Annotated in this window: 8 protein-coding genes; all 8 read right to left on the reverse strand. The window is 36.3% G+C overall.

Going from position 1 to position 18,552, the window contains the following annotated elements; translation table 11 throughout:
- Positions 1 to 11: 11 nt before the first annotated feature.
- Positions 12 to 2,465 (reverse strand): glycoside hydrolase family 95 protein, encoded by a 2,454-nt coding sequence (locus tag IEV50_RS06405; protein WP_188412413.1) that lies wholly within the window; start codon positions 2,463 to 2,465, stop codon positions 12 to 14.
- A gap of 79 nt (positions 2,466 to 2,544) precedes the next feature.
- Positions 2,545 to 4,254 carry a RagB/SusD family nutrient uptake outer membrane protein gene (locus IEV50_RS06410; RefSeq protein WP_188412414.1) on the reverse strand — a complete coding sequence of 570 codons (1,710 nt, stop codon included), beginning with the start codon at positions 4,252 to 4,254 and terminating at the stop codon, positions 2,545 to 2,547.
- A 25-nt stretch (positions 4,255 to 4,279) separates the two neighbouring features.
- Complete coding sequence (locus IEV50_RS06415) at positions 4,280 to 7,363, reverse strand: SusC/RagA family TonB-linked outer membrane protein (protein WP_188412415.1); 3,084 nt, start codon at positions 7,361 to 7,363, stop codon at positions 4,280 to 4,282.
- Between the two features lie 376 nt (positions 7,364 to 7,739).
- The gene (locus IEV50_RS06420) at positions 7,740 to 9,887 is read right to left on the reverse strand and encodes a glycoside hydrolase family 31 protein (RefSeq protein ID WP_188412416.1); all 2,148 of its coding nucleotides are present in this window, start codon (positions 9,885 to 9,887) and stop codon (positions 7,740 to 7,742) included.
- Positions 9,888 to 9,896: 9 nt separating this feature from the next.
- Positions 9,897 to 12,389 (reverse strand): glycosyl hydrolase, encoded by a 2,493-nt coding sequence (locus tag IEV50_RS06425; RefSeq protein WP_188412417.1) that lies wholly within the window; start codon positions 12,387 to 12,389, stop codon positions 9,897 to 9,899.
- 331 nt (positions 12,390 to 12,720) lie between these two features.
- Positions 12,721 to 13,590 (reverse strand): AraC family transcriptional regulator, encoded by an 870-nt coding sequence (locus IEV50_RS06430; RefSeq protein ID WP_188412418.1) that lies wholly within the window; start codon positions 13,588 to 13,590, stop codon positions 12,721 to 12,723.
- Positions 13,591 to 13,741: 151 nt separating this feature from the next.
- On the reverse strand, positions 13,742 to 15,172 hold the full coding sequence (locus tag IEV50_RS06435) for an arabinose isomerase (RefSeq protein WP_188412419.1): 1,431 nt from the start codon (positions 15,170 to 15,172) through the stop codon (positions 13,742 to 13,744).
- A 34-nt stretch (positions 15,173 to 15,206) separates the two neighbouring features.
- The gene (locus IEV50_RS06440) at positions 15,207 to 18,467 is read right to left on the reverse strand and encodes a family 78 glycoside hydrolase catalytic domain (protein WP_188412420.1); all 3,261 of its coding nucleotides are present in this window, start codon (positions 18,465 to 18,467) and stop codon (positions 15,207 to 15,209) included.
- Positions 18,468 to 18,552: the final 85 nt, after the last annotated feature.

An 18,552-nucleotide genomic window follows, 5' to 3' on the forward strand; every position in this document is an offset into this window, starting at 1 on the left:
TGTACAATTTCTTATGAACCAGATAAAGAATAATGCTGCCCTGCCACAGTTCTGAATTCGTTTATATAGCCAAGAGTAATTTTAGAAGTTTTAATACGAATTGTACCTTTAATTTTCAAAGGACGGGCTGAAAGAACCTTACAAATACCGGTTTTTTTTGCTACAATTTCGGCAGTTGATAATTTTCCATTTGCCCAGGCAATATTTACTGTATATGCACCACGTGCAATTAAACCATTTATTTTTCCGTCTTTCCAGGCTTTAGGCAAAGCAGGCAACAAATGAATATAGCCATCCTGACTTTGAAGCAGCATTTCTGCAACACCAGATGTACCTCCAAAATTCCCATCGATTTGAAAAGGTGGATGTGCATCAAACATGTTGGGATAAATCCCACCACCTTCACTGTAATTTGTGTCGTTTTCACGCGTAATTCTAAATAAATTCCGATAAAGCTTATAAGCATGATCGCCATCTAAAAGCCTTGCCCATAAATTTACTTTCCAGGCTAAACTCCATCCTGTGCCATCATCGCCACGCAGTTCAAGTGTTTTTTTTGCGGCATCAGAAAACTTTGGATTGATTAGCGGGGAAATTTGATTAGCAGGATATAACGCATATAAATGAGAAACATGCCTGTGGTGTGGATCTGGAGATTCGAAATCTTTATTCCACTCCTGAAGCTGCCCCTTGCTGCCAATTTGGAAAGGTAATAGCTTAGCTTTCTTTGCAATAAGTGTATCACGGAAAGCTTTATCAATATTTAAAATTTGACTGGCAGCGATAAGGTTGTCAAAAAGATCCCTTATAATTCCGATATCCATTGTGGTTGAAACCGATACCTGCCCTACTTTTTTCGATCCATAAATAAAATCATTTTCAGGAGAGAAAGACGGGGCAGTTACTAAATTCCCCGATCTATCTGGCACCAGCCAATCTAATGTAAAAGCCGCAGCGCCTTTCATTAAAGGGTAAGCGGTTTTGGCTAAAAATTCTTTGTCTTGAGTAAACAAATAATGTTCCCATAAATGGCGTGTAAGCCAGTCGCCACCCATTGGCCAGTTTGCCCATTTCGGATCGCCCGAACCCAAATCGCCTACCGGATTTGCTAAAGCCCATATATCGCTATTATGATGTGTAACCCAACCCTTTGTATTATAGAAGGATGATGAAATTTCACTTCCAGTTACAGAAAGATTTTTTATGAGGCCAAAAAGTGGTGTGTGCATTTCTGATAGATTGCAGTTTTCTGCCATCCAATAATTCATTTGCACATTTATATTTGTTGTGTAATTGGAACTCCAAGGCGGACGCATTTCTTTATTCCAAATGCCCTGCAAATTTGCAGGCACACCTGCAACTCTCGAACTGCTGATTAATAAATAACGACCATATTGAAAGTACATCGCTTCTAATTCAGAATCATTTGCACCTTTGGTATAAGCTTCCAGTCTTTCATCTGTAGGCATATTCATTTTTGACTTTTCGCCTGCATTAAGCTGAAAGAATACGCGATTAAAATATTTTTGAAAATCTTTAAGGTGAGCAGTTAATAATACATTCCAGGTTTTTTTTGTAGCTAAATCTAATTTATCCTTTGCCAGTTTTTGTGCATTCAAATTTGGGCAATTGTTAAATCCATTAAAACCTGTAGCAGCAGAAAGATAAATTAAAACTTCAGTTGCACCACTTACAGTGATTCCGGCGGTATCAACTTTAATTTTACCATCATTACTAATTGCTTTTGTTAATAATTCGAAAGGCATTCCGGCACAATCCTGGTCAGTTCCATATCGAATAGGATCTTTAGTATTTTCAACGTAATTTGGGTCTACGTGTATAGGTGCTCTTCCTGATAAAGATAAAATATTACCTGCTAAAACATTTTTGCCAGACCGGAGTTGTGAGCTTGTACCGATAAAAAAGTTAAGCATTTTAGGTTTACTTGCTGAAATTTTCATTACAATAACCTGATCAGGAGCGCTTGAAAAAACCTCACGTTTATAGGTTACGCCATTTACCGTAAAACTGGTTGTTGCGACGGCACGCTGAATATCTAAATCACGCTTATAACCTGATACCTGATCATTTCCAAAATTCTGTTTAATTTTTAAATCACCCAATGGCATATAGCTCTCGGAATAAACGCCCTGCATTTTTTGGGCTAGTTTTCTTGCAGATGCGTAATCCTCATTAAATAATGCTTTACGAACCTGTGGCAAATAAGTAGAAGCAGTTGGATTTACATTTTCTTTTACCGGCCCGCCAGACCACAGCGTGGCTTCGTTTAGCTGTAATAATTCTTCATTTACACCTCCAAAAACCATTGCCCCTATACGGCCGTTTCCAATGGGTAATGCTTCTGTCCATTGAGCAGAGGGTTTAGTATACCAAAGTTTTTGTGCGAAGGTTTGGTTACCAATAAAAACGAAAAGAAACAGGCTTAAAAGAAAAAACTTATACATAGGATGATTATCAATTGATTAACATATAAAATAACAAAGATCTTATGAAGTTTTCATAAGATCTTTGTTAAAAATTATTTTAGTAGCCTGGGTTTTGAGGGAACGGCCCTCTATTCAGATCTATTTGAGCTTGGGGAATTGGCCTTAATAAAAACTTTGCATCAAGAATTGTTTTGCCTGCCTGAGCAGCTTTCAACTCATCATTATACAGGATAGAACGCGTGAGCAATTTATTAGTTGATACACTACCAACGGTTTCATACATCCTTTTTAATTCATACCATCTAAATTCTTCTCCAACCAGTTCTCTGGCCCGTTCTTCAAGTATTGCATCTAAAGTAACTATACCTGTATATTGCATTTCTGTTGCATAAAGTATTCCACTTGCCGGGTTAGTTCCTGTTTTAGCTGCTCTTGTTCTCAAGATATTTATATAAGCCAGTGCTTTAGCTTGATTGTTTAGTTTTACGTATGCTTCAGCGGCAATCAGATAGGTTTCAGCAAGCCTGAACACATAAGTATCTCTTGCGCCACCATTATCTACATAACCACTAACAAAAGGATCGCGGAACTTTTTAAATTGTGGGTAGTTGCGGACACCATTTAGGAAAGGAGACGTTCTATACTCATCAGGGTTAATAACAATATATTTTCTTAAAGCCTTTTGCGCCGCAGTAAATGGTATTACAGGATAATAGATTAATGTATCGCCAACTGCAAAAGATTTTCCGTTAAATGTGCCAGCTACCTGGGTAAGAACCGCATCGTAAACAGTTGCAGCATAACGGCTATCACTATTCTTATTAAATAAACTAAAAAAGTATGGGTCTGGAGCTATTGCATTATTGGTTTTGCCATAAAAAACGCTTCTACCTAAAAGTGCTGAGTTTTGAACATCCCAAAGAAACCATTGTTGTAAAGTATTTCCTCCACCATTAAAAAGTGCATTTGTACTATACTGAACAGAGAAAATAACTTCATTATTACTTTGATAATTTGGAACTGTTGGATCGAATAAATCAGAGAATTTAGATTTTAAAGCATAGCTTCCTGAACTGATTACGGTTTCTGCAAGTGCTGCCGCTTGAGTAAAATCGGCATTACCCCCACCATAAGTTTTATAGCCTCTAGTTAAGTATACCTTCGCAAGTAAATGCTGTGCAAAACCTTTTGTAACGCGACCAAAATCAGTCGTAGTCGCAGGCAATGCAGTAATGGCTTCATTCAAGTCTTTAATTACCTGATCGTATACATCTTTTTCAGGTGACCTGGTATAAGCTAGTGTAACTTCAGTTGTACGGGTTATGACAATTGGAACATCTCCAAAAGTTTCGGCCAGGTAATAATAATAAAAAGCCCTTAATGCTTTAGCTTCAGCAACCCTGATATTTATAGTTGCTGCATTGCCATCTGTTAACTGTGTGGCCCAGTATATGGTATTGTTCGCAATATTTATGGCTGAATACATTTGCGCATAAAGAGACGCAGAATTCCCGTTTTGTGAATTGAGATTAATGTTATAAAGGTTTTCTCCATTATTATCATTAATATTCGCCGTACTGTAGGTATCTGTACCCAAATTAAAAAAGGTAGGAAAATTTACAATACCCCTTAATGTAGCATAATTAGACTTGGCAAGATCTTCGAAACCAGAAAATTTATTATAATAGGTTTCGGCGGTGCGGTTTGCCGGATTATTCTCATCTGTAAACTTTTTACAGCCTGTTATACTGATTAACAATGCCGATGCACTGATCAGTAGGTATTTTATATTAATATTTTTCATCATATCTAGTATTAAATTATGACTGCTATTATAAAGTTAATGTTAAACCGAACATGAAAGTTCGTGTTCTAAAATCCTGGTTAAGGAAAGAGTTCCCACTTGGATTTTCAGGATCCCAACCAACAAACTTCGAGAATATAAAAGGATTGAATGCATTAGCATAAACCCTAAGACCTTGAATACCCACTTTATTTAACATCGTTTTTGGCAAAGTATAGCCAAGCGTCATATTACTGATTTTGGTATAAGAACTATTCTGAAATTGAGCAACAGTTCTGGCATCTCCATCTGTTTCAATAGCTGTATTTGCCCAGGTGTTGCTTGGATTAGTTGGTGTCCAGTAATCTCTGTCGAATGCACCAAAACGCGCCCTGGTTTGATCACCATTCATTACCTGCTCCAGGAACACGCTGTTTTCAAAAGTTCCCTGACGAGTATACAATGTTATACTGAAATCAAAATTTGCATAATTCATAGTACTGGTTAAACCACCAAACCATTTTGGCATATCACTACCTATAATTTGTCTGTCGCTTGGATCAATTTTCCCATCAGGAACACCGTTTGGACCACTTACATCTTCGATTTTATATTGCCCTGGTATTCTGCCATAACTTTTAGCTGCATTAAGCTCTTCGTTCTGCCAAACACCTATAATTTTATAGCGATAAACGACCCTTGATTTCTGACCGATGAAAAATCCATTTCCTATATCATCTTTTCCATCACCATATAATGAAAGAATTTTGTTTTTGTTAATTGCAAAATTAAAGCTTGTGTTCCAGGTAAATTTATCAGAGCGAACGTTTACCGTGTTAATTCCAACTTCAATACCTTGGTTACGGACTGTACCTAAGTTAGCTCGTGTATTTGGGTAACCATTCGCAACAGGAATTTGTTGATTCAGTAGAGATCCATTTGTTGTTTTACGATAAAGATCTAGTTGCAAACCAATTCTGTTTTTAAACATTTGCATATCTAAACCTAAATTGTATTCGTCTGTTTTCTCCCAGGTTGTGCTTTGATTTCCGAAGTTAGGTGCAAATCCATTCGCACCATTTCCGTTAAAATCATAAACCGTTTGATTTAATGAAGATTGAGTAAAGTAAGGTTGTATAAAGGTACTTAATGCAGCGTTACCCGACTTTCCATAAGACAACCTAAGTTTCAATAGATCTATAGCCTTTACATTGCTGAAAAAGTTTTCTTTACTAACTATCCAGGCAAATGCACCTGATGGGAAGTAACCCCATTTACGACCAGGTGCAAATATAGAGTTACCATCGGCACGAATAGTTGCCGTAAATAGGTATTTATCATTATATGTATAATTTGCTCGTCCATAAACAGAAGTAATATTTTGCTGGCTATAACCACTACCTACAGTGATTACTGGAGCAATACCGTTAACAGTTGTTGCCGACTGTAAGTTATACCATAAAGAATTAAATGGAAGTCCTGTCGCCGAATTTGAGAAAAAGTCTTGCTGGTGATATTCAAATGAATTACCAACAGTTACATCAAACTTATGCTTACCAATTTCATTGTTGTAAACCAATAAGTTATCCCATGTATAATTAATCCATTGATTGGCAGCTGTAGATGCACTATTAGGTAAAGTACCCAATCTGGATTTCGAAAACGTATCGTTAAACTGTCCTTGTTTTTGTATGGTTATATCCGGACTGAAAGACGTACGGACTTTTAGCCCTTTTATAATATTTGCTTCTGCATAAATATTAGGTAAAACATGCAGGTACTGTTGTTGCCTGATTTCGTTTCTAAAATCGAATAATGGATTGGTAATTTGCGCTTCAGATTCATAAGCAAAAAAGCGTTCCGATCCATCTGCATTGTAAGCACTACCTGTGGGGCGAAGGCGGTAGGCACTTCTAAAAGCTTCTCCACTACTTGGGTGTATATCAGCAAAGGTTGTATACATTGATGCCCCAGCTTTAAAAGTTTTGTTTATGGTTTTATCCAAACCAGCCTTTAAAGTATATTTCTTTGTACTTTCGGCTTTCGTTGTTCCCTGGTAAAGCTGATAACCTGCAGCAATAAAATAATTGGTTTTATCATCGCCTCCGCTTATTGATAAATTTTGATTTGATGAGATACCGTTTCTTTTAATTAAATCTATCCAATCTGTGTACGTACCATTTGCAATGTTACTTAATTCAGTTGCTGAAAAAATAGTATTGTCTGCAATAGGTGTTGTTGGGATGGGTTGATTATTCCTGATTGCAGTAGCTCTTGGTAATTCGTAAAAATAATCACGAACGTAATTTACAAATGTTGGCCCATCCATTACCGGCGGCAAATTGTAAGGATTTACTATACCGATAAAAGCGTCATAAGTTATTTTTGTAGCACCTTTAGAACCTCGTTTTGTAGTAACCAAAATAACACCATTAGAACCCCTTGATCCATAAATTGCCGTAGATGAAACATCTTTCAGTACATCAATACGTTCAATATCGGCAGGATTAATATCATTTATAGGATTGGTTGCACTACCATTTTGTCCTACCGGAATTCCATCAATAACATAAAGTGGCTGCGTACTTCCTGTAATAGAATTTGCACCTCTGATTTCGATACTAAAGTCAGCACCTGGCTTTCCAGAGCTACGCTTAATATCAACGCCCGGTAGCCTACCTTGCATAGCTTCTTGAGCACCAGTAGCACGTGCCCTGGTAATTTCTTCAGACTGCAACGAATTTACAGCACCGGTAAGGTCTATTTTCTTTTTAGTACCATAACCGATAACCACCACATCGCTCAAATCATTTTGGCTTTCTGCAAGGGTTACGTTAACAGTACTTTTATCGCTTACTGTGATTTCTTTTGGGTTTGAGCCAATAAGCGTAAATACCAAAACAGATGTTGGGGATGCAGAAATACTATATTTACCATTTGCATCAGTTGAAGTTCCCAGTTGAGAACCTTTTATTTTTACGGAAACGCCAGGAATTGGCTCTCCTTTGGCATCAGTTACTTTACCCGTTACATTGGTTTGGGCTAAAGCATAACTGAGCAGCAGAAATAACTGCATGATCACAATACCTACAATCTTGCAGTTTTGGAAACAATAAAGTCTAGATTTACTCATAATTATTATTTTGGTTAGTTAAAAAATTCGACAGCATATAAGCAATTTTAAAAGCTGGTTTATGCATCAAAATATATTTGGTTTTATTATGTAAGTTGCCTAAAAAAATATAAACGTTATTATAACATTAATTATTTATTTACTTAAACGTTTAAGTGATTTATTTAAAATCTTAATTATCTGTATTTTAATATGTTATATTTTTATTTATGAAAGAGAAATCCATCAACAAGCTGAAATAAATAGCTAAAAAGGATTATATTACATTCTAAATATCTATAAATTCAGTATTTTAGTCTTAACTAAAATAAATTTAAAATCAAATATTTAGATTTTATGTATTTATTTATTAATAGAACCTAACGATTGGTTATAGTTAAGGTGTCATCATTTTATAGGTAATTTTATTAATAGAGTTTGGCTTACCTTTTTGGGCGACACTTATACTCCCAACTAACTTGTTATTGATTTTTGAAATTTTTATAGCTCTCACCGAATATTCTCCTTTTTCATAATTATAAGTCTCTCCATCATCGTCATAAAGTTGGTATATGCCAGGCTTAGAACCATAGTACCTAAATTCAATATCTATTTTTTCAGATGCTTTTGGTGCATGTAAGATTGGCTTTGTCATCGGAATTATTCCACCATCTTTTACATAAACCGGAATTTTCTCTAAACCAGGAATTGTTGTTATCACTTCTCCATTTCCTACATATTTTCCGGTGTAAAAATCAAACCATTTTCCTTTTGGCAAAATGACTGTTCGACTTTTTTGCCCTGTAAACATTGGTGCAACAAGCAAGTTTTCGCCTGCCATATATTGGTCTTTTATTTCTCTCGTAATTGCCTTAGCGTAAGGATTTTCTTCTAAATTATCATTCTTAGTTTCTTTAACCGGAGTGATGTTTTGAAAACCTTGTTCTAAATTCGTTGCCCTGAAAGGAGGAATACCTTCAAAATGATATTTAGCAAATTCACTGTACCAGTAAGGCATCATTTGCATTCTTAACAAGGCAAATTCTTTTATAATTGGCGCAACCTCTGGAAATGTCCATGGTTTAGTTCCGCTAGCCCATGCATTAATCATGGCCATAGGCGAAAATACATTTGACTGAAAACGTCTTACCCATTCTTCAGGGTTACTCGATGCCCTCACTTCTGGTGTCCATAACACACCTGCAAAACCACTATTAATCAAAGCTGTTATAAAATCCTGATGGTTATAATAATCATTGTAAATAACGTAAGGGAAAGAAACACCTCCGGCATTAGAACCTCTTACTAAACCGTAGGTTCTTACATTTCTATCTTGATACAATTTAGTTGTATACCGTTGCATCAATAAGCCATAGGTTTGGCGCATTTGCTCTGCAGAAATTCCTGATGGAAACGTTGCCAAATCAGGCCATAAATAACCATCACCACCATCCACTTCATCAATTTTATATCCACTGATACCTATGCTCACTTTATTTTTCTCTAAAGCGCCAAACAGGAGACTTCTAGCACTATCTGTATTAAGATCTGGCACTACGCCTGCCCAAACCGTATGTGATGCGGTGTAGGGAAACAGCCTTTTATAAAATGGTGCATCTGGAGAAACATAAGGATTTATCCATAAATTAAGCCGGATATTTTTTTCGAGCAATTCTTTCACCATTTTTTCAGGTTCAGGAAATCTTTTCTTATCCCACTCAAAAGTATTTGGATAGGATTTACTTTGCCACCCAGGCTCAAGTCCGATAAAATCGAGCGGATAACCTTTTTCTTCAAAAGCCATCGCTTCTTTATATACCCCATCAGCGTCTGTCAGTCGTTCCATACGTTGCGTAAAGCCTAAACCCCATCGCGGGGGTAAACATCCTCCCCCATTAAAAAGGTTAAATCGTTGAACCGCATTCATGGCTGTCGGACCGCCCATCACAAAAATTTCTACACCTTCTGCAGGTACCAGAATTTCTACGCCATCCGAGTAAGGATGTGGATTCCAGTCGGGGTCTGTATTTCTATCTTGTACTTTTGGCGGGTTTTTACTATCACGCTGAACAGTAGCACCAGCATACACTTTAAGATAACGGGCGCTGTTTATAAATATGCCATAACCCTTTGATGAGACATAAAAAGGTGTTGGAGAATGCGTTCTTCCATTGTCACTACCATTATAATGATCGACATGGAGCTCCATAATTTTCCCTCTCTGATTAACCGTTTTAAAGTTAAGCCCAAACCCAAAAAGCTGTTCAGTTTTGTCTAATGGAAATTTTAAGTAAGTTTTTCCATCAACTACCTTTGCCGTAATATCAGATTTTGAAAGTGGAAAAGAAGATTTTTCTAATCTTACCAAACCTTCATGATAAGGTACCACTCCTGAAGCAGTTAGAAGATTATATTGTTCTGGATTTCCGATAGTTGTTTTCCAAATACCAGGCTCTACTTCCAACCATTCTAATTGCTGAGCATTAAGCTCTGTACAAAAGAAAAATAAATAAAAACATAAAAAAATGTATCGTATTGCTCTCATCTAAATTGGCTACTTATTTTCAGAATAAACAATTTTAACCGGACCTAACAAGCCTGAAGAAATTAAGGGAGAATCTTTGGTGAAATAATTCCATGTTGTAAAAGTATACCTACCTTTTGATGGACGAGGTTTATTATTTAGAAACCAATCTGGAAACTCCTTTAAAAAGGATCCACTATTCATATGACCTGGAAGCCATTCCATATCTGCAGGTTCTTGCTCATCGCCAATTAAACGATTGGCCCAAACATTGGTTACAGCAATTTCAATTTTATTATTTGTTTTCTTTAAGAGGCCTTGAGGAATTTTTACAATCCATGGTGCCGTCCAAACGACTCCAAGGTCAACATTATTCAATTTGATGCTTGCAATATGTTTTACTGTGCCTAAATCGAGTTTCAAATCTTGTTTATTTTGCGTAGAAAGATATTCTGCATTAAAATTTTTGGTGTACAATGCTGTTCCACTGTAATATTTAATGCCATTGTCTGCATTTTTTGTCCAATCGGTTAAGGTTTTAAAACCCACCGAATTTTTTGGACCGCCCCATACTTCATCAAATTTAACACTCCAGCTGCCATCTAGCATTCCCAAAAGCTTATTGGAAGGGAAATTATTGCCTTTAGATTTTTTTTCTGAAGGTTTTCTAAATACGATAAAGTAACTCTGAGAATCTTCAAAATTAAGCTGAATGCTTGTAGAACCATTTTGCTCTTCAAATTCAGGAAGATCACGCATTGTGCCAGTCATTGGGTCCCAAAGTTCAGGTTGCTTTCCTGCAATACTAAAAGTACATTTTGCATTTCCTGGAGATCGGTTTGTATTGGCTACAAAATAAACATCGATATTTCCTTCGCTTCTATGGATATGATTTATATCTGCATTCCCGGTTTTCTCGCTAACGATAAAATCATCTTTAGCATCATTAATTCTTCCCCATTGCAATAGTGCTTGGCAACGTTTCCAATATTCTATCATTGCTTTACCAGGTTCCCACCAGGTTTGTGTACGATCGAAGTGTGTACCCCACTGTCCCATTGTTGCGCCGGGCTTATATTTATCATCCCAAGGTTGCTGAACAAAACGATGCAATATTAACCGATTTACACCTGCACAAAAAGAAGCATCGCCCATAGATTTTAACCAGGCTGGTGTTTCATTCCATTTACTATCTTGTGGATCGCCTGTAAATGCCTCAGCCTCAATAATATTCTGACCTGATTTTCTTAATGCTGCAACTGTTGGATCCAATTCATAAGGCGCATATTTTCCTTTGTGCGTCCAAAATTCTGTCATCACCTTACCAACAAAAGGCATTACTTCATCTTGCCTCCATGGCCCGCCATATGGTTCTGCTAAAAAGGTGAGGTTAGCTTTTTTGAGTTTTTTGGCGATGGTTGCAAAATATACATCTCTATATAAATCCTTTATTGTAGCACCAAAATCATCCTTAAACTTAGCAGATTCCTCATTATTTCCGACAGTACGTTTAGCAAAGGTGGCCAAATATGGAAGTAAATCATAACCTCTTCTGGCTGAGAATTCTTCACGCATTTTGGCTGTCCAGCTTGGGTCACCAGCTTCATAGCTATCGAAGTGTACATGGGTAAAGCTTTTCCCTACTAAATCACCTAAATGTTTCTGTATTTCACCAATTACATGATCAAGGTGAAAGTCAATCGCTTGCTGGCTCATCTTATCGCACTCTAAGCCTGTCGCTTTCCATTGCGCTGGCTGAATTAAAGTACCAGTTGTGGTATGTCCGAATCGATAAATAATCCAGTTTCCGGCAGGTGCATCCCATTCCAATTGGCCGTCAGCATTCATTTTAGATGTTAAATCAATAACATTTTGCTTCGCTACAATACCTGTTGCGGGTAGCGCAATTACCGCTATATCCTTGTAAAATGTATTTCTCGCTTCAATTTCAGGCTTTTCTACTAAACCTGTTTTTGGATTGTATATTGGCCATGGTGTATTTCCTCTTGGATTTACTTTAGGCTTATTTATTTTTAGGCTAATATGTTTATTTCCGGCAACATCTGTTTGTCCCCAACAAATTTCCTGCATGGATAGCTCCGGCGTAATCCAAGGCCCACCGCTAGACTCGTAAGATGGTCCGTTAAACATTCCGAAATCCATATTTAATCGCTTCGATTCTTCTGCTGCATGGCGAACAAGTTTCCACCAAGGTTCAGTCCAGGAAATCAGTTCTGGTGTAGGGCTTTTGCCGATTTCACCTGCCCAAGGTGTTGTAACATCGGCCAGGCTAAACATGGTTGTTCTATTAAATCCTTCTTTTTTAAGGGCTTCCAAATCTTTGGTTATACCTGATTTACTCAGGTTAGAACCCATCCACATCCATAATACACCAGGATTAGCACTTTCAGGAGGATTTAAAAAAACATTCTCAGGATTTATTGCAGCTTTTATTTGCGCCTGGGAATTAACACTAATTCCTAAAATTATAATGAATAAAAAAAATCTTATAAGTTTGATCATAATATTTCTTTGTTAAAAGAGGTATGTTTTCTTTTAGATTACAACAATTTTTTAGTTATTAAAATCATTTACTTATCATTAATTCAGGAAACTCCATTATGGCAAAAACCTGATATAGACAGTTGAGAACTTTATAAAATTTGTTATTCTTTTTATATGTAGACATTTTGATGTTTAAGAATATTAGTCTTCTTTCATCAAAGAAATATCTGGTTAGGTATTATTTAATAATCAAAGAAACAAATTTTATATACCTGAAATTTGCTCAAATTGACCACTTATTAATAGATTTTAACACAATAGTAAATGATATGCAACAATTATGTTAATTTCACCTAATATTGTGATGGTGTTTGTAATCTTTTGGTGTCATTCCTGTAATAGTTTTAAAGTTTTTATGCAGGCATGAAAAATTATTGAATCCTGATTCATAACATATATTTTTCATGTTTAATTTGTTATCAAGTATTAATTTGCAAGCATAACCAACCCGCATATCTGCAAGAAAATTCATGAATGTTTTACCGGTTCGGGTTTTAAAATACCTGCAAAAAGAACTTGCAGACATACCTGCTATACTGGCTACCTCATCAAGTTCTATCTTATTTTTAAAATTGTTAATTACGAAATTATAGATATTATCCATTCTTTCGTTTTCAGATTCTTTAAAATCTTGTTTAAAACCAATGCTTGTAAGTAGAGTTGGTGCTGGAATTTTACTTATTATATTCAGGCAATCCAATAGCCGGATTATTCTCACCATTCCCTGTGAATTATAAACAGCTTCAATTTTTTCTGCTATTTCACATGCATCATTTGCTTTAATCAGTATGCCTCTTTTTGCTATTTCTAACAGTGATCGCATATTGCCTAATTCCGGGAGCATGAGAAACCTATCTCCTAAAAAATTATCAAAAAAGTGAATCACAGTTGAATAAGGTTCCTGATTTTCCTTATCGTTAATAAAGCAGTTATCATATTTCCAATAATGTGGTAAGTCACTTCCGATGAGAACCACATCTCCCGGACCAAAATTCCTGATATTATCTCCTACGAATTGAGTACCGGTACCTTTATGAAAGGTAATGAGTTCGAGTTGCTTATGATAGTGCCATCTATTGTTAATATTCGCATATAAATCCTTTCTTACGCTAAAAGACTGACTTTCAATATTGATGATATTTAGATGTTGAGGTTTCATGAAATATTTGGTTAGAATGTACTCAATAAATTTGCGAGGTTAATTCTGAATTGTTTACTTATTTTTTTTATTAAAGATAGTTTTGTTAATCCTTTTCTAATGGAGTAATATTATAAGTTGTTAAATTATTATAATGCCTTTATTAATGCTATTAACAAACTTTTATTACAGTCATATTTAATAATTGACCCAGTTTCTCTACCTTATCGGCAATATGCCCAATGCCTACAGCGCAATGATGGGCCGGACCATTGGCATTCCAGTCATTTACAAATTTTCTTGCACCTATACTAAATTTATAGCGACTATTCGTATTGCCTATTTGCAATATTGGTCCACTTACAGATGCTCCTTCAGCTACCAAAAGCATTAATTTTCCATCTTTTGTTTCAGCAACAGAAAGGAGGGTTACAGGACCATTTTTTACCGACATTTCTACAGACAAACCGCTTCCTACTTTTCCATGGTATACTTTTAACGGCTTTACTTTAGTTTTTCCCTCTGCAATAGCAATATGCCCGGGTCCATCATGCCCCATTAGCACCACATCATTTTTAAAATCCATAGCATAATACTCCGTGAAAGAACCACCTGCTCCAAAACTATCCATGATTTTCATAGCTTGTGCATTTTTAATTTCGTATTCGCCGGCAACAGGAATTCCACGGGCAGTAAGTAAAGAATTACCCAAAATGATAGAACTAATAGTATTTTCATTTTCCTGATTACCTGTTCCTTTATAATAATATGCCATTGAACCCAGCTTGTACTTTTCAACCAGCATATCAAGAGCAATTGATGTTCTTGCCGAATCACTTAATGCTTGCAAAGAACAATCTTCTTCAACTTCAAACTGATTTTTAAAATATTCTATTCGGGCATTTATTTCAGTTTCGCTTACAGATTTTCTTAAAGCAGCTAATTCATCTACCTCTAAGAGTTCAACATGACCACCAAAATGAGCATATTGTTGAGTCAAATCTGAATATATATCAAGCATACCACTGTAATAATGGCCCATACAACCCAACCTGTTGTACGACATAATATTGGCGACCCGACCAGCTTCAATCCATTGAGAAACTTCTTGCCAGCATTCCTCATCATCGTGAAGCATACCAGTTATCTGATAAAATTTAATGCCTGTTCTATTAAATACATTTGCAATTTCTGGTACCGGGCAAGCAGAACAAAATGCCAACCATTCAGCAGTCATTTTTACTCTATCGTCCATCTGATTAAACTTTTCATAATCAATAGCTGGTTCAGGAGAAATATTAAGAATAATTACCGGAACTTTTGCCCGCTGAACGATGGGCAAAACCGTAGAAGAAAGTGCGTAAGTAGTTACATACAAAAATATTAGGTCTACTTTTTCCGTTCTAAATCTATCGCCCGCTTCAAAAGCCTTATCAATATTATCTATTAACCCAACATTAACAACATCGGGATGCATGGTAGTAATTTTATCTTCAACGGTAGAAAGATAACCTTTCAATCGCTCTTCAAGGCCCTCAAATTGGTTCCAATAGGTATCTAAACCAATGGCAAATAAACCAACCTTAAATGTATTTTTATTCATAGTGTTTGTGTAATATTCAATTGGTGGGGTAAAATCAGGATTTATTTTTTATAAGAAAGTGATATGCGCCTGATTTAGCCTCAAACACTAATTTATCTGATTCTGATTTTAAGAATTTTAATCCTTTAACGTTATTTACTGGCATCCCGCTTTCTGTAAGCAAACCAACATCGCTGCATGGAATAAAGATAGTTGCACTTGTATTAACAGGAATTACAACATCAAGATTTATCCCATCTTTATTACGTTTCCAGCTGCAGTTAATATTTCCACTTATAGATTTAAATTCGCCGTTTACCCAATTAAGTTGACTAAGAAGGGCTGGTTTGATTATTATCTTTCTAAATCCAGGCCCTGATTCGTCTGGACTTATGCCAACTAAATCATTAAAAAACCATTCGTTAATCTGCCCCGACATAAAATGATTTTGCGAGCCAAAATCTCCTACCCCAGCATCCCATTTTTCGGTTAAACTAGTTGCACCTTTCTTTATCTGATAACCATAACCAGGCTTATCAGATTGATTATTCATATCGTAAACTACATCAGAACGACCACCATCCGCCAGGGCTCTTAATAAAAACCTGTAACCTACTTCACCAGAATTGAAGCTGTTATTATTTTTGCGAATAGAATCGACTAAAGAATTAAAAAGTTTGGTGCGGTTTTGTGGTTCAACAATATTTAAAAATAAAGGCATAGCCGATGTAGTATTTGAACCTGTTGCATATAATCCAGTTTCTTTATTAAAAAATTTTTCATTGAAAGATTTACGAATCTGCTCGCTTGATTGTTTATAGAATGCAGCGTCATCTTCCTTATTAAGCTCTTTTGCAATGTTGTAAAGAATTAGGTTATCGTAATAATAGATAGCCGTTCCGGTAAAAGCTTCTGGTGTAAGTTGAGAACCCCAGGCTGGCTTTGGTCCAATATCATACCAATCGCCTAAACCTGTTGTAATGATATTGCTTTTAGCTGTTGAAGCTAAAAAGTTAACATAGTCTTTCATTCTATCATAATAACGCTCCAGCAAGGAAATATCTCCCGAAAATAAATATTGCTGCCATGGAACAATAATAAATGAACTTCCCCACTCTGTTGAGTTACGAAAGCCGTTGCTTAAATCGGAAGATCCTGCAATAAAATATTCGGGAGCGATATTAGGTACAAAGCCGTTTGATAACTGTGCATCAGCCATATCACTCATCGTTTTTCTAAAAAGCGGCGACATGTCAAAATTGTACCTTAGCGATGGGCCGTTAAGGTGGTTTTCTTCTAACCAGCCCATTTTCTCGCGATGAGGGCAATCCGTCATCAGGCTTTGCATATTGCTTCTCTGTGCCCATCTAACCAAATCATATATTTGATTAAACAATTTGTTGGAGGTCGAAAATTTTCCTACAGGGGTAGAAGAGGAATGGACAATCATATCCTCCAATGCGGTTACTACAGGTAATTTACTGCCCTTCTTGGCCGTAAATAACTCTACCTGTACATATCTCGCACCCTGATAAAAGAATTTTGGCTTCCAATTTTCTTGGCCATTTCCTTTAAGTGTATATTGCCACCAGGCCGGTCTCACGCCATCCTGAGTGGCAGACTTTCGATCAACTAGTCCATTTTCTCCTAAAAGCTCAGATGGAATCATACGAACATAATCTCCTTTTTTACCAATAACTGTAAGCTTTGGCATCATAGAAGCATTTTGTCCGAAATCATAAATCCAAAGGTTATCTTTAATCTTTATAATTTTAACAGCTTTTCTGGTTTCAATAACTTTTACCTGAGGTGCTGCAGCTGAGGTTCCTTTCAATTTACCGCCAGGGCCGCCTTTGGTTTCCACTGCCTGGCTCCATTTATTACTAATTTTAAAGTTAGGTTTATTCCAGCCTTCAATTTCAAGATTTGCATCGTAATCTTCTCCGCCAAACATGTTTGAATAGGTTATTGGCCCAGGCGAAACCTGCCATGATTTATCTGTACCAACCGTTTTTACAGTTCCATCAGTATATTCTAAACGCAATTGAGCTATCGCTTTTAATGGCCCATAAGCATTTAGAAATTTAACGTAACGAATAGAATCGGGTTGAATGTTATACATGCCATTGCCTAAAACAATTCCAATAGCATTGGCTCCCGGCAAAACTCTATCCGTAATATCGTATGAGTTGTATAAAATGGTTTTCTTATATTCTGTCCACCCTGGAGCCAATAAATCTGAACCAACTTTTTTACCATTTACACTTAACTCAAATTCAGACATGCCACTAACAAACACCACTGCCCTCACCAAATTTTTATTTACGTCAAAATCTTTTCTCAGCGACATTGAGGAATAGTTTGGCAGCGATTGGCGATCTTCAGGCTCATCTGTTATGTTTTTCTTTGTCCATCCATTTTTCTCACTACTTTCTGATGCTTGTACAGGCATTCCTGAAGCTATATTTTTCCCATTTGAAAAAACCTCCATCTGCCTAAGTGCAAATTGAAAGCTGTTACCCCATTTCCATAATTTATTGGCGGTTAATCTTACAAATCTACCTGATGTATTTTTTACTGAAATGGATACAGGCTTCCAACCAGGATTTCTAAATCCTGTAGCTGTGTAATCTGCGATAACAATAGGATTAGTGAATTTTTCATCATCAGCTACTTCTACTTTGAAACGTGAAGGGAAACCGTATCCAGCACGATCTTCAAAAAACATTGGCGTTAGCCGTACCGATGATATTGGAGATGATTTTTTTAAATCAACCTGTACCCATTTTGTTTCCATTTCTGATGAACTGGTCTCTGCACGATAACCAAAAGGCGTAAGTGCAAATTTTTCTGCACCATTAGCACTTATCCAATCTGCATTCCACTCTTTGTCGGTTAAAATACCCATTGTCCATTTAGCCGGCAAACTCCATTTTGAAACATTACCACTATTATCCCAAATCCTTACTTTCCAGAAATACGTTCTACCCGATTTTAAATTAAAGCCAGAATATTTAATAAACGACATCTTGCTTGAAGTAACTTTCTTTGAATCCCATAAATCCCCGTAGTTTTTTTGCAGGTTAATGGCTGTGCTTGATACGATTATCTGATAAGCGGTTTGCTCAATGCCCCTACTACCCAAATCTGAATTAATGATGTAACTTAAACCAGGTTGCATTACATCAACACCAAGTGGATTGCTATATAACTCGCATTTTAAGTTTATCGGTTCTAGTGCAGCAGGCTTTGCAGAGCAAACAGAATAAGCCAAAAAAAATAAAATGGCTATAGAATATTTTTGTATTTGATGCATTATTATAGGTTTATGTTAATGTAAAAAAGAGCGTCATTCCCTTTAAGTTGAGAATGACGACAAGCTTTATCTATTGATTTTTTAG

The sequence above is a fragment of the Pedobacter mendelii genome (assembly GCF_014635725.1).
Classification (GTDB): domain Bacteria; phylum Bacteroidota; class Bacteroidia; order Sphingobacteriales; family Sphingobacteriaceae; genus Pedobacter; species Pedobacter mendelii.